Origin of the sequence: Frateuria sp. (assembly GCF_035943815.1) — a bacterium.
In the GTDB taxonomy this organism is placed as follows: domain Bacteria; phylum Pseudomonadota; class Gammaproteobacteria; order Xanthomonadales; family Rhodanobacteraceae; genus Frateuria_A.
On the sequence record NZ_DASZBU010000005.1, the window covers coordinates 167,193 to 180,278 of the forward strand.

12 protein-coding genes are annotated in these 13,086 nt (G+C 68.8%); 8 read left to right on the forward strand and 4 right to left on the reverse strand.

The window, feature by feature from the left end; translation table 11 throughout:
- Positions 1-6 precede the first annotated feature (6 nt).
- A complete protein-coding gene (locus VGU65_RS02405; protein ID WP_327472565.1) occupies positions 7-216 on the reverse strand; it encodes a hypothetical protein in 210 nt (69 codons plus the stop codon).
- An 82-nt stretch (positions 217-298) separates the two neighbouring features.
- Here VGU65_RS02405 and VGU65_RS02410 point away from each other — a divergent pair, with 82 nt between their 5' ends.
- Positions 299-1,081, forward strand: coding sequence for an SDR family oxidoreductase (locus VGU65_RS02410; protein WP_327472566.1), 783 nt, complete (start codon positions 299-301; stop codon positions 1,079-1,081).
- An 8-nt stretch (positions 1,082-1,089) separates the two neighbouring features.
- Here VGU65_RS02410 and VGU65_RS02415 read toward each other — a convergent pair whose 3' ends face one another.
- Positions 1,090-1,752, reverse strand: coding sequence for a DUF4124 domain-containing protein (locus VGU65_RS02415; protein ID WP_327472567.1), 663 nt, complete (start codon positions 1,750-1,752; stop codon positions 1,090-1,092).
- Positions 1,753-1,791: 39 nt separating this feature from the next.
- Positions 1,792-2,733 (reverse strand): DegV family protein, encoded by a 942-nt coding sequence (locus tag VGU65_RS02420; RefSeq protein WP_327472568.1) that lies wholly within the window; start codon positions 2,731-2,733, stop codon positions 1,792-1,794.
- A 210-nt stretch (positions 2,734-2,943) separates the two neighbouring features.
- On the opposite strand from VGU65_RS02420, the gene VGU65_RS02425 reads away from it, so the two are divergent.
- The 7 genes from VGU65_RS02425 (at position 2,944) to VGU65_RS02455 (ending at position 12,081) form a co-directional block, all read left to right on the forward strand.
- Positions 2,944-3,735, forward strand: a complete 792-nt coding sequence (locus tag VGU65_RS02425) for an AMP nucleosidase (protein WP_327472569.1) — start codon at positions 2,944-2,946, stop codon at positions 3,733-3,735.
- A gap of 264 nt (positions 3,736-3,999) precedes the next feature.
- Entirely contained in the window at positions 4,000-5,790 is a 1,791-nt protein-coding gene (locus VGU65_RS02430; protein ID WP_327472570.1) for a thiamine pyrophosphate-requiring protein, read from the forward strand.
- On the forward strand, positions 5,787-6,932 hold the full coding sequence (locus VGU65_RS02435; RefSeq protein ID WP_327472571.1) for an enolase C-terminal domain-like protein: 1,146 nt from the start codon (positions 5,787-5,789) through the stop codon (positions 6,930-6,932). The genes VGU65_RS02430 and VGU65_RS02435 overlap by 4 nt, the downstream gene beginning before the upstream one ends.
- Positions 6,929-10,081, forward strand: coding sequence for an FAD-binding and (Fe-S)-binding domain-containing protein (locus VGU65_RS02440; RefSeq protein ID WP_327472572.1), 3,153 nt, complete (start codon positions 6,929-6,931; stop codon positions 10,079-10,081). The genes VGU65_RS02435 and VGU65_RS02440 overlap by 4 nt, the downstream gene beginning before the upstream one ends.
- 85 nt (positions 10,082-10,166) lie before the next feature.
- Complete coding sequence (locus VGU65_RS02445) at positions 10,167-10,613, forward strand: PPC domain-containing DNA-binding protein (RefSeq protein WP_327472573.1); 447 nt, start codon at positions 10,167-10,169, stop codon at positions 10,611-10,613.
- A complete protein-coding gene (locus tag VGU65_RS02450; RefSeq protein ID WP_327472574.1) occupies positions 10,610-10,993 on the forward strand; it encodes a sensory rhodopsin transducer in 384 nt (127 codons plus the stop codon). Before VGU65_RS02445 ends, VGU65_RS02450 begins: the two co-directional genes overlap by 4 nt.
- 83 nt (positions 10,994-11,076) lie before the next feature.
- Entirely contained in the window at positions 11,077-12,081 is a 1,005-nt protein-coding gene (locus VGU65_RS02455; RefSeq protein ID WP_327472575.1) for an SDR family oxidoreductase, read from the forward strand.
- A 47-nt stretch (positions 12,082-12,128) separates the two neighbouring features.
- Here the strand turns inward: VGU65_RS02455 and grxD are convergent, their stop codons facing one another.
- Positions 12,129-13,052: a Grx4 family monothiol glutaredoxin gene (gene grxD, locus VGU65_RS02460; RefSeq protein WP_327472576.1), complete on the reverse strand. Its 924-nt coding sequence runs from the start codon at positions 13,050-13,052 to the stop codon at positions 12,129-12,131.
- Between the last annotated feature and the right edge of the window lie 34 nt (positions 13,053-13,086).

Below are 13,086 nucleotides of genomic sequence, written 5' to 3' on the forward strand. Positions count from 1 at the left end.
CCGGCGCTATTGCTCGGCCTGCTCCAGCGCCTTCTGCTGCTGCTTGGCCTGGTCGTCGACCAGCTTTTGCACGTCCTTGGCGCGCTGCTCGTCCTTCTTCATGTCGTCCCACGGCGTGGCGGTCCGCTGGGGCGTGGCAGCGGCCTGCGGCGCGGGCGCCTTGTGGGAGCAGCCGGCCAGTGCCAGCAGCAAGGCGATGGGCAAGATGGCTTTCATGTGGTTCCCCTCCGTCGGCATGGCCGCAGTCTCCCGCCGCGGCGCGGTTGCGGCAAGCCGCATCGGCTAAGCTTCCTGCCCCATGAGCCTACGCACCGACGCCTGGCAGCTCCACGGCCACACCGCGCTGATCACCGGCGCCAGCAAGGGCATCGGCCTGGCCTGCGCACGCGAACTCGGCGGGCTGGGCGCCGACCTGCTGCTGGTGGCGCGCGATGAGGTTCACCTGGAGCAGGTGCGCGCGGATCTGGCCGAGGAGCTGCCCGGGCGCGAAGTGCTCGCCTTCGGCGCGGATCTGGCCGAGCAGGAGGAGCGCCTGGCGGTCTTCGACTGGGTGGCCGACCTCGACGCGCCGGTGTCGCTGCTCATCAACAACGCCGGCGGCAACCGGCCGGCCCCCACGCTTGCCTATGACGGCGAAGGCTACCGGGCGATCTTCGAGCAGAACCTGTTCAGCGCCTTCGAGATGTGCCGGCTGGCGCATCCGCGCCTGGCCGAGCACGGCAATGCCGCGATCGTGAACGTCGGTTCGGTGTCCGGTTCCGTGCACGTGCGAACCGGCTCGCCCTACGGCATGACCAAGGCGGCGCTGCATCAGCTCACCCGCAACCTGGCGGTGGAATGGGCGGTCGACGGCATCCGCGTGAATGCGGTGGCGCCCTGGTACATCCGCACGCAACGCTCGGAGGCCGCGTTGGCCGATCCGGACTATCTGGAGGAGGTGCTCGAGCGTACGCCACTCAAGCGCATCGGCGAACCGGAGGAGGTCGCCGCCGCGGTGGCTTTCCTGTGCCTGCCGGCGGCCGGCTACATCACCGGCCAGGTGCTGGCGGTGGACGGCGGTTTCCTCGCCCTGGGTTTTTGACGCCGGCGTCAGTCGCCGCAACTGGCCAGTTGCGCGCGCAGCTCGGCGTCGCGCCGTACCAGCGGTGGACGCTGGCTCTGGAACGCATTGCGCAGCTTGTGCGCGTTGTCCGCGTAGGCGTGCTGCAGCGCCTGGCAGGTCTCGTCCGGATCGAGCCGGCGGCACTGGTCCTGCACCCACACGTAGTTGCCCGCCACCAGGCCGCGAGTGACCCGCCCGCGGTTGGATTCGGGCGCGGAGTTGCCGGCCGCGCCGCGGTCCGGCGCATACACGTCCGACAGCGGCTGCTGCTCGGCGCCGAGCATGCCGTAGGGCGCCTGGTACGGCGCGGGGTCGCCGTTGGCGCTCAGGTAGGTCTTGCCGTCGGTGGCGCGCACGCAGGCATACATCACCGGCAGCGGCGCGGCTGGCGCGGGCTGCGCCGCCGGTGGTGGGCTCTCCGCCGGGGCTGCGGGTGCGGGCACCGTGGCCGCCGAGGGCCGGATCGAAGGCACATCGTGCACCTGCAGCGACTGCTGTCGCTGGCCCGGGCGGCAGGGCGTGTCCTGGTACACCTTGCGACCGTCCGCACCCACGCATTCGTAGATCCGGGTGGCCGCGGCAGAGCGCCAGGCCAGCCCGGCGGCCAGCAACAGGCAGCTTGACAGTAACAGGAAGGAGGACCGGCGCATGCGCTCGATTTTAGGTGCGCACGGGTGAACGCGCGACGCTCAGAACTCGGCTTCGTGTTCCTCGGCGGCGAAGCCGAGCGTGACTGCGCCTTCGCCCACGTTGACCATGCCGGTGATGCTCATCGGCGCCTCGAGCAGGGTCACACCGGCCTCCTCGCAAGCCTGGCGCAAGCCTTCGTACCCGGGCAGCCGGGCCAGTTCGGCCAGGTCGCCGCCGTAGCTGACGCACACCACCGGCACCAGCAAGCCGGCGCGTACACGGCGGGTGGCATAGCCGAACAGGGTTTCGGCGCCGTGCTCGAACCCGCGCACCTTGCCCACCGGACCGGTTTCTCCGCGGAAGCAGCGCAGCAGCGGCTTGATGTCCAGCGCTGTGCCGACCACCGCGCTGAACAGGCTGACGCTGCGGTCGCCCTTCTTCTTGGTGCGGTTGCGCAGATGGTGCAGGTCGCGCGGCAGCATGTAGGCGTAGGTCTGGTTGGCCACCGCGCCCAGCCGTTCGCGGATGATGGGCGGCGCCTCGCCGGCCTGGATCAGCCTTGCCGCCTCGAATACCGCCGGTCCTTCGCCGGCGAACACGTTGCGCGTGTCGACCACCCGCATGAGGAACGGACCGACGATGCCGGCCCGTTCGCGCACGTCGCGATACTGCTTGAGGATGGCGAAGCTGGCCTTAACCACGTGGTCGTGGATCGGGCTGCGCGTGGCGGTGATGGTCAGGCAGAACACGCAATCGCGTTCCAGCACCAGCCGGTCCAGGAACAGCCGCTGCACGTCTTCCACCGAGCAGGGCTCGGTCTCCGCGGCGTGGGTGCCGGCCAGCTTCATGGCCAGGAAGCGCTCGATTTCCTGCGGGTCACGCTGGTCCTTGAAGACCGTGCCGTCCAGCTTCACGGCGATCGGCATTACCGCGATGCCGTGCTCCTCGAGGAACGCCTGCGGCAGATCGCAGGACGCGTCGATCGCCAACCCCATCCGCATGTTGTCATCCCCCTGGCCAATGACGTGTCGACCATATCACGCGCGTCGATGTCGTGAGCCACGTCTTGCCTGGAGCTTCCCGTGACGCTGTCCTGCGTGACGGCCGCGGGCCGGCGCACGTAGAATGACGTCGGCTCGAGAATGGTTCCTGCCGGCGTGGCGTCGCCGGCGCTGCGCGCCGCGACCGTGGCGCGTTCCCGAGATACCTCCATGAAAGACAAGCGAGAGATCGTCTCCAACTGGCTGCCGCGCTATACCGGCACGCCGCTGGAGCAGTTCGGCCAGCACGTGTTGCTGACCAATTTCGGCCTTTACGTAGACCTGTTCGCGCAATGGCACGGCGTGGAGGTCCGCGGCCGCGACCGGCCCATGCCCAACGCCACTGCCGACGGCATCACGCTGATCAATTTCGGCATGGGCAGCCCCAACGCCGCCACGGTGATGGACCTGCTGAGCGCGGTGCAGCCCAACGCGGCGCTGTTCCTGGGCAAGTGCGGAGGGCTCAAGAAGAAGAACCAGCTTGGCGACCTGGTGCTGCCGATCGCGGCTATCCGTGGCGAAGGTACTTCCAGTGACTACCTGTTGCCGGAGGTGCCGGCGCTGCCGGCATTCCAGCTGCAGCGCGCGGTATCCACCATGATCCGCGACCTCGGCCACGACTACTGGACCGGCACTGTCTACACCACCAACCGGCGCGTGTGGGAGCACGACGAGGCGTTCAAGGACTACCTGCGCCGCACCCGCTGCATGGCGGTGGACATGGAGACGGCGACGATCTTCGCCGCGGGTTTCGCCAACAAGATCCCGTGCGGCGCGCTGTTGCTGGTGTCCGACCAGCCGATGGTCCCCGAAGGCGTCAAGACCGAGGCAAGTGACCGCAGCGTGACCGAGCGCTATGTGGAGGCGCACATCCGCATCGGCATCGAGGCGCTCAAGCTGGTGCGTCGCAACGGGCGCAGCGTGAAGCACCTGCGCTTCGAGGACGAGTTGGAAGGCGAGTGAGCGTGCATGCCCTCCCCGCGATGAAGGGGCGTCGGGGTCGCAGAAACATGCGTCGGGCATTGCGTCCGCATCGCATCGCTTTCACCCGGGCATGACCGCGGGCACGGCAAGGTAACGGGGTCCGATCCCCAGCGCGTGTCGGCCCGGCGACCCCGCCGCATTGCCGATCCTTGCCAGATCCCGCAGCTCTGACAGGCACGCGCGTCCAGCGCGAGGCGAGCCCTTGCGCCCCGTCCGCGCCCGCCTGCCAGGAGCCAAGAACCCATGAGTGAAACCGTCGGCGATTTCATACTGCAGCGCCTCACCGACTGGGGCATCCGGCGCATCTTCGGTTTCCCGGGCGACGGCATCAACGGGATCATGGGCGCGATGGGCCGCGCCTCCGACCGCTTCGACTACGTACGCGTGCGCCATGAGGAAATGGCCGCCTTCATGGCCGGTGGGCATGCCAAGTTCACCGGCGAGATCGGCGTGTGCATGGCCACCTCCGGACCGGGTGCCATCCACCTGCTGAACGGCCTGTACGACGCGCAGATGGACCACATGCCGGTGCTGGCGATCGTCGGCCAGTCCGCGCGGAGCGCCATCGGCAGCGACTTCCAGCAGGAGGTCGACCTGCAGGTGCTGTTCCAGGACGTCTGCGGCTATGTCCAGACCATTCTCTCGCCGGTGCAGGTGCGCCAGGTGGTCGACCGCGCGATCCGCATCGCCGCGGCGCGCCGCACTGTCGCCTGCGTCATCGTGCCGAACGACATCCAGGAACTGCCGGCGGTGAGGCATCCGCCGCGCAAGCACAACGACGTCTACACCGGCGTCGGCTACGCCAATCCATGCCCGGCGCCCAGCGACGAGGACATCAAGCGCGCCGCCGACGTGCTCAACGACGGCCGCAAGGTGGCGATCCTGATCGGCGCCGGTGCCATGCAGGCCGGCGACCAGGTGGTGGCGGTCGCCGACAGGCTCGATGCGGGCATCGCCAAGGCGCTGCTCGGCAAGGCCGCGCTGCCGGACGACCTGCCGTTCGTCACCGGCTCGATCGGCCTGCTCGGCACCAAGCCGAGCTGGGACATGATGAATGACTGCGACACTCTGCTGATGGTCGGCACCACGTTCCCGTACTCGGAGTTCCTGCCCGAGGAAGGGCAGGCACGCGCGGTGCAGATCGACATCGATCCGCGCAACGTGTCGATGCGCTACGCGACCGAGGTCAACCTGATCGGCGACAGCGCGCAGGTGCTCGAGCGCCTGCTGCCGCACCTGCGCCCGAAGGACAACCCGGACTGGCGCGAGCGCATCGAATTGAACGTGCGCAAGTGGTGGCGCGAGCTGGAGGCCAAGGCCATGGAGCCGGCCAACCCGATCAATCCACAGCGCATTTTCTGGGAGCTTTCCCCGCGCCTGCCGGACAACACCATTATCTGCGGGGACTGCGGCTCCCACACCAATTGGTATGCGCGCGACGTAAAGATCCGCAAAGGCATGATGGCCTCGCTCTCGGGCAAGCTCGCCACCATGGGTAGCGGCATGCCTTACGCCATCGCAGCCAAGTTCGCCCATCCCGGGCGGCCGGTGCTGGCGATTGTTGGCGACGGCGCCATGCAGATGAACGGCAACGCCGAGCTGATCACGGTCAAGCAGTACTGGAAGCAATGGTCCAATCCCTGCTTCGTGGTGATGGTGCTGCACAACGACGACCTCAACCAGGTGACCTGGGAGCAGCGCGCGCTGGGCGGCGATCCGAAGTTCACCCAGGCTCAGTACGTCGAGGAGTTCTCCTACGCCAGGTACGCCGAGATGCTCGGCTTCAAGGCCATCCGCGTCGACCGCCCGGAGGACCTGGGCAGCGCCTGGGAGCAGGCCTTTGCCGCGGATCGCCCGGTGCTGCTGGACATCATCGCCGACCCCGACGTGCCGCCGTTGCCGCCGCACATCACCTGGAAACAGGCCAAGGACTACATGACCGCGCTGGCCAAGGGCGACCCGGACGAGGGCGGCATCATCAAGCAAAGCCTGCGCCAGGTGCTCGCCGGCATCCTGCCGCACAGCCAGCGATGAACACCGCGCGGCCCCCGCACGCCGCGACCGTTCCTGCAACGCGCCGCATAGCCCGCATCGAGGTGGAGGCCTACCGCATCCCCACCGACGCGCCGGAAGCCGATGGCACCATCGCCTGGGACGCCACCACCATGGTTCTGGCGCGGGTCTGTGCCGGAGGCCACAGCGGCCTGGGCTGGACATACGCCCATGCCGCCGCAGGTGCGGTGATCGCCGACCCGCTTCGCGACGTGCTGCTCGGCCATGACGTGGACGACATCCCCGGCGCCTGGCACGCGATGAACCGCAGCCTGCGCAACATCGGCCGGCCCGGTGTCGGGCTGATGGCCATCGGCGCGCTCGACGTCGCGTTGTGGGATCTGAAGGCACGCCTGCACGGCACCTCGGTGGTACGCCTGATGGGCCGCGCGCGCGAAGTGGTGCCGGTGTACGGCAGCGGCGGTTTCACTTCCTATCCGGTCGGGCGCCTGCAGCGGCAGCTGGCCGGCTGGGTGGAGCAGGGCATGGCGCGGGTGAAGATGAAGGTGGGTACGCACCCGCTCGAGGACCCGGCGCGCGTGCGTGCGGCGCGCGAGGCGATCGGCGCGGCGCCCGAGTTGATGGTCGACGCCAACGGCGCCTATACCGCCAAGCAGGCGCTGGCACTGGCCGGCTGCTACGCGCAGGAGGGCGTGGGCTGGTTCGAGGAGCCGGTGTCCTCCGACGACCTGGAAGGGCTGCGCCTGCTGCGCGACCGCGCGCCGGCGGGCATGGACATCGCCGCCGGCGAGTACGGCTGGGACAGCTGGTACTTCCGCCGCATGCTCGAGGCCGAAGCGGTCGACGTGCTGCAGATCGACGGCACCCGCTGCGGCGGCTTCAGCGGCTTCCTGCAGGCGGCCGCGCTCGCGCACGGCTTCGGCATCCCGGTCTCGGCGCACTGCGCGCCGCACCTGCACGCGCACGTGTGCAGTGCGGTGGGGCACCTCGAACACGTGGAGTACTTCCACGACCACGCGCGCATCGAATCGATGTTCTTCGACGGCCTGCCCGAGCTGCGCGACGGCGCGCTGATCGTCGACGCGGACGCGGCGGGACTGGGACTCACCCTCAAGGCATCCGACGCGGAGCGTTACCGCGTCGAGGAAGGTTGGCAGGCATGACCAAGCAGAGAGAGCACGGCTCCGTCCCCTCATTCCCCCGCACGCCTCGGTCCCAGGGTGCCGAGGCCGCGGCCTCCTCCACCGACGGCCGCGACCGCCAGGAACACTACCGCGACGCCGCGGTGCTGCCGCTGGCGCCGCCGCGCGTGCGCCATTCGCACAGCAACCGCTTCGCCTTCTCCAGCGCGGCCGCGACCGTACTGGCGCAGGACCTGGCCGCGGCGCTGGAGGGCGAGGTCTGCTTCGACGACGGCAGTCGCGCGCTGTACGCCACCGACGGCTCGATCTATCGCCAGGTGCCGATCGGCGTGGTCAAGCCGCGCCATGCGAAGGACGTCATCGAAATTCTGCGCATCTGCCGCGAACACGACGCCCCGGTGCTCTCGCGCGGCGGCGGCACCAGCCTGGCCGGGCAGTGCTGCAACACCGCGGTGGTGATGGACTTTTCCTATCACCTGAACCAGATCATCGGGATCGACGTGCAGAGCCGCCGCGCGCGCATCGAGCCTGGCTGCGTGTTGGACGATCTGCGCGATGCGGCGGAGAAGCACCACCTTACCTTCGGTCCCGACCCTTCCACCCACGCGCACAACACGCTGGGCGGCATGATCGGCAACAACTCCTGCGGCGTGCACTCGGTGATGGCAGGACGCACCGCCGACAACGTGCATGCGCTGGAGATCGTCACCTACGACGGCCTGCGCATGCGCGTAGGCCCCACCAGCGAGCAGGAGCTGGAAGCGATCATCCGCGAGGGCGGCCGCCGCGGGGAAATCTACGCTGGACTCAAGTCCATCCGCGACCGCTACGCCGATCTCATTCGCCGGCGTTATCCAAAAATTCCGCGCCGCGTATCCGGCTACAACCTGGACGAGCTGCTGCCCGAGAACGGCTTCAACGTGGCGCGTGCCCTGGTCGGAACCGAAGGCACCTGCGTGACCATCCTGGAAGCCGAGGTGCGCCTGGTACCCAGCCCGCCGGTGCGCTCGCTGCTGGTGCTGGGCTACCCCGACGTGTTCCAGGCGGGCGACCACGTGCCGCAGATCCTTTCGTTCGGCCCGGTCGGCCTGGAAGGCATCGACGATGCGCTCATCGCCGACATGAAGCGCAAGGACATGCATCCGAAGGACCGTGCCCTGCTGCCCCCGGGCGGCGGCTGGCTGATGGTCGAGTTCGGCGGCGACACCAAGGAGGACGCCGACGGCAAGGCGCGCAAGCTGATGGCCGCGCTCAAGCAGGGCGACAACCCGCCGAGCATGAAGCTGTTCGACGACAAGGCCGAGGAGGGCATGCTTTGGACCATCCGCGAGTCGGGTCTGGGCGCCACGGCGCGCGTGCCCGGCCAGCCGGACGGCCATCCTGGTTGGGAGGATGCCGCCGTGCCGCCGGACCAGGTCGGTCCGTACCTGCGCGACTTCCGCAAGCTGCTGGCCAAGTACGCCTACACCTGCGCGCTGTACGGCCACTTCGGCGACGGCTGCATTCACTGCCGCATCGACTTCGACCTGTCCACGCCCGAAGCGGTGGCGCAGTGGCGCGCCTTCATGGACGAGGCGTCCGACCTGGTGCTGTCCTACGGCGGCTCGCTGTCCGGCGAGCACGGCGACGGCCAGGTACGCGCTTCGTTCCTGCCCAAGATGTTCGGCGACGAACTGGTCCAGGCGTTCGGCGAGTTCAAGGCGCTATGGGACCCCCGCGGCCGGATGAACCCAGGCAAGGTCGTCGACCCCAACCCGATGGATGCCGACCTGCGCGACGGCCCAGGTTACCAGCCGCCGAAGCTCAAAACCGCGTTCGCCTATCCGGCTGACGGCATGAGCTTCGCCCAGGCCGCGCGCCGCTGCGTCGGCGTTGGCAACTGCCGCAACAAGCACAAGAACGTGATGTGCCCCAGCTACCGCGCCACCCACGAGGAGAAGTGGAGCACGCGCGGTCGCTCGCACCTGTTGTTCGAGATGCTCGAGGGCGACCCGCTCAAGGACGGCTGGCGTAGCGAGGCGGTGCGCGATGCGCTGGACATGTGCCTGGCCTGCAAGGGCTGCAAGAGCGATTGCCCGGTCAACGTGGACATGGCCACCTATAAGGCCGAGTTCATGTACCACCATTACAAGGGCCGCCTGCGCCCGCGCGCGGCGTATGCGATGGGGCGCATCTTCGACGTGGCGCGCGTGGCCTCGCACGTACCGTGGCTGGCCAACGCGATCCTGCAGCTGCCCGGCCTGTCGCGGCTCGCCAAGGCGATCGGCGGCATCGCGCAGCGGCGCGCCATGCCGCGCTTCGCCGGCGAGACCTTCCGCGACTGGTTTTCGGCGCGCGCGCGGTCGGACGCGCGCGGGCCGGAGGTGCTGCTGTGGCCCGATACCTTCAACAACTACCTGCATCCGCAGCCGCTCAAGGATGCCGTCGGGGTGCTGGAAGCGGCCGGCTACCGCGTGGTGGTGCCGCAGGCGGCGCTGTGCTGCGGACGCCCGCTGTACGCCGAGGGCATGCTGGACAAGGCGCGTGCCCAGCTGGGCGACATCCTGGACACGCTCGCGCCGCACATCGACCGCAATGTGCCGGTAGTAGGCCTGGAGCCGTCCTGCGTGGCCGCCTTCCGCGACGAGCTGCCCAATCTCTTTCCCGGGGACGAGCGTGCGCATTGGCTTTCGCGCAACACCTTCATGTTAAGCGAGTACCTGGACCGCGTCGGCTACGCGCCGCCGCAGTTGAGGCGCAAGGCGCTGGTGCACGCGCACTGCCACCACCACGCGGTGATCGGCACCGATGCGGAAAAGCGGCTGCTCGCCAAGGCCGGGCTGGACTTCCGGTTCCTCGACGCCGGCTGCTGCGGCATGGCCGGCTCGTTCGGCTTCGACGCCAAGAAGGTCGATGTGTCCGTGGCCATTGGCGAGCTGGAACTGCTGCCGGCGATCCGCGCGGCCGATCCGGACACGCTGATCATCACCAACGGCTTTTCCTGCCGCCAGCAGATCGAGCAGTGCACCGGGCGCACGGCGCTGGACGTCTCGCAGGTGCTGGCCATGGCGCTGGCGCAGGGCCCGTCCAACCTCGACGGAATCCCTTCGCGCGAGCGCAAAGCGTCGTTGCCGTCGGCACGGCCGGAACCCGGCCGTGGCGGCGAAGCCTGGGGCGGGACACGGCAATGAACGCGATCGCCGCCACCATTGCAATCATCCCTCCAAGTCTCTCTTCCCATGGGAGAGGGAAACCCGGCAGGAGCATCCCCCGCCCATGCACTACCAATTGATCGATCAGCGCGAGAACAGGACCTGGGCCGTCGTGCTCGACACCAGCGACGAGGCCAATGCGTGCTTGCTCGCCTTCGCTAAAGCCCAGCGGCTCTCGGCGGCGCATTTCACCGCCATCGGCGCCTTCGAACGCGCGGTACTGGGCTACTTCGACTGGAGCACCAAGGACTACAAGCGCAACGCCGTCGACGAGCAAGTCGAGGTCGTCTCGCTGATCGGCGACGTGGCGCTCGATGGCGAGGAGCCCAGGCTGCACATGCACGCGGTGCTCGGCCAGTCCGACGGCCGCGCACTGGGCGGCCACCTGCTCGAAGGCCATGTGCGGCCCACGCTGGAGGTGATCGTCACGCAATCGCCTGTGCGCCTGCGCCGTCGTAGCGATCCGGTGTCCGGGCTCGCGCTGATCCACCTCGACAAGGAGCTGCCATGAGTACGCCAGAACCGATCGGCGAGTGTCGCTGGGCCATCGCCGAGGGCTACATCCCGCCCGGCGGCACGCATGCCGACGACCCACGCTTCGAGAGCCACGAGACCGCCTGCCTGCTCAACACCAACCCGCAGGACGCGCACGTGACCCTCACCATCTACTTCAAGGACCGCGAGCCGGCGGGGCCCTACCGCATCACCGTGCCGGCCCGGCGCACGCTGCACCTTCGCTTCAACGACCTGGAAGATCCCGAATCGATTCCGCGCGACACCGACTATTCCAGCGTGTTCGAGTCGGACCTTCCCATCGTGGTCCAGCACACGCGCCTGGACTCGCGCCAGGCCGCGCTCGCGCTGCTCAGCACCATCGCCTACAGCGCCTGAGCCTAGGCCCCCTCTCCCGGGCTCCGTCGGGGGGTGGGGAAAGGGGGCCTGTCTTTTTTCTCTTGCCCCGAGGAGTCCGCCACATGAACAACAAGAAACCCGAAGTCGTCGTCATTACCGGCGCTTCCGCCGGCGTCGGTCGCGCCACCGCGCACCGCTTCGCCCGCGACGGTGCGCGCATCGCGCTGCTGGCGCGCGGCAGTGAGCAACTGGAGGCCGCGGCCGAGGAAGTGCGCAAGCTCGGCGGGGAGGCGCTGACCCTCTCCGTCGACGTCGCCGATGCCGACGCGGTGGAGGCGGCCGCCGAACGCGTGGAGCAGGAACTGGGGCCTATCGACATCTGGATCAACGACGCCATGGCGACGATCTTCGCACCCGTCCACGAAATCAGCCCGGAGGAGTTTCGCCGTTCCACCGAAGTGACCTACCTGGGCACCGTGTATGGCACGATGGCGGCGCTCAAGCGCATGCGTGAGCGCAACCGCGGCACCATCGTGCAGGTGGGCTCGGCGCTCGCCTACCGGGCGATCCCGCTGCAGGCGCCCTACTGCGGCGCGAAGTTCGCCATCCGCGGCTTCACCGATGCGTTGCGCGTGGAGCTGATGCACGACAGGAGCGACATCCACGTCACGATGGTGCAGCTGTCGGCCTTCAATACGCCGCAGTTCCAGTGGGGGCGCGCCAAGCTGCCGCGCCGGCCGCAGCCTGTGCCGCCGATCTTCCAGCCGGAGGTGGCCGCCAAGGGCATCCACTGGGCCGCGCACCATCGCCGGCGCGAGCTCAACGTGGGCTTCCCGGCGGTCAAGGCGATCATCGGCAACAAGCTGTTCCCGAAGCTCGCCGACCGCAAGCTGGTCAAGCTCGGCTACGCCGGCCAGATGGGCAAGCGTCCGCTGCCGGCGGATCGGCCGGACAATCTGTATGAGGCGGTGCCGGAGGACTACGGCACGCACGGGCGCTTCGATGCGCGTTCGAAGGGCTACAGCCTGCAGCTATGGGTGACCACGCATCGCGGCCTGGTGGCGGCGGGGGCGCTTGCGGCGGGTGCCTTGCTGTGGGCGGGCAGTCGCGGAATGCGCCGCTTCTAGGCTCCCTCTCCCCCGGGCTGCGCCCGGGGGAGAGGGAGCCTAGAAGCTCAGTAACGCGGCACCGTCGGATCGACCTCGCGCGCCCACGCGTCCATGCCGCCCTCGACGTTGAAGACGTTGGTGAAGCCGTGCCCCGCGAAGCGCTCGGCCATGGCGCGGCTGGAATTGCCGTGGTGGCAGATGAAGGCGATCGCGGTGTCCTTCGGCAGCGCCGCGAGCGTGTCGTAGCCTTCCTCCTCCAGCACGCGGGCCAGCGCCAGCGGCGCGGCCTGGGCGCGGCCGGCGGCCGGCCGCACGTCGACCAGCATGACGCTGCCGTCGGCCAGGCGGGCCTTCAGTTCCTGCACGCCGAGCGACTTGATTTCCTGCGCGCCGGGAAACTTCAGGCTCAGCCCTTCGCCCTGCACCGTGGAGACCCAGTCGATCACGATGCCGCGGGCACGCTGCGCGCTGCCCGGGTCGAAGTGCACCTCGATGCCGTTGGCGCTCACCACGATGTCGTGGTCGCCCGCCGGCGCGAGCTGGAAACCGGCGCTGTGGTCCGGACCGATCTCCAGGTGCAGCGCCAGGCCTTGCGCATTGGCGATGCCGTTGCGGATGGCTTCGGCGGCCTTGTCGGTAATCGTGATCTCCGGCGGCGTGCGGTCCGGCGGCGACGCGCCGAACAACGCGTGCAGCTCGCCGCTGGCGTACATCTGCCGGATGATGTCGGCGCCGCCGACCAGCTCGCCCTCGACGTACAGCTGCGGGATGGTCGGCCAGTCGCCGAACACCTTGATGCCCTCGCGGATCTCCGGGTCCTCCAGCACGTTGACCGTGTGGTACTCGGGCACCAGCTCGTTGAGCGTGTTGGTGGCCGCGGCGGAGAAGCCGCACATCGGCTGGCGGCGGTCGCCCTTCATGAACAGCACCACGCGGTGCTCCTTGAGCAGGGTTTCGATGCGTTCGCGGGTGGCAGGGTCGAGGGACATGGGAAAGCTCCGGCAAAGAGGATCGATGATACGC

Excerpts from the sequence above, each read along its gene's own strand:
- VGU65_RS02420 (WP_327472568.1), bottom strand. The coding sequence starts at position 2,733 with ATGCGGATGGGGTTGGCGATCGACGCGTCCTGCGATCTGCCGCAGGCG.
- VGU65_RS02415 (WP_327472567.1), bottom strand. The coding sequence starts at position 1,752 with ATGCGCCGGTCCTCCTTCCTGTTACTGTCAAGCTGCCTGTTGCTGGCC.
- VGU65_RS02445 (WP_327472573.1), top strand. The coding sequence starts at position 10,167 with ATGCACTACCAATTGATCGATCAGCGCGAGAACAGGACCTGGGCCGTC.
- VGU65_RS02450 (WP_327472574.1), top strand. The coding sequence starts at position 10,610 with ATGAGTACGCCAGAACCGATCGGCGAGTGTCGCTGGGCCATCGCCGAG.
- VGU65_RS02405 (WP_327472565.1), bottom strand. The coding sequence starts at position 216 with ATGAAAGCCATCTTGCCCATCGCCTTGCTGCTGGCACTGGCCGGCTGC.
- VGU65_RS02430 (WP_327472570.1), top strand. The coding sequence starts at position 4,000 with ATGAGTGAAACCGTCGGCGATTTCATACTGCAGCGCCTCACCGACTGG.
- VGU65_RS02425 (WP_327472569.1), top strand. The coding sequence starts at position 2,944 with ATGAAAGACAAGCGAGAGATCGTCTCCAACTGGCTGCCGCGCTATACC.
- VGU65_RS02410 (WP_327472566.1), top strand. The coding sequence starts at position 299 with ATGAGCCTACGCACCGACGCCTGGCAGCTCCACGGCCACACCGCGCTG.
- VGU65_RS02440 (WP_327472572.1), top strand. The coding sequence starts at position 6,929 with ATGACCAAGCAGAGAGAGCACGGCTCCGTCCCCTCATTCCCCCGCACG.
- grxD (WP_327472576.1), bottom strand. The coding sequence starts at position 13,052 with ATGTCCCTCGACCCTGCCACCCGCGAACGCATCGAAACCCTGCTCAAG.
- VGU65_RS02455 (WP_327472575.1), top strand. The coding sequence starts at position 11,077 with ATGAACAACAAGAAACCCGAAGTCGTCGTCATTACCGGCGCTTCCGCC.
- VGU65_RS02435 (WP_327472571.1), top strand. The coding sequence starts at position 5,787 with ATGAACACCGCGCGGCCCCCGCACGCCGCGACCGTTCCTGCAACGCGC.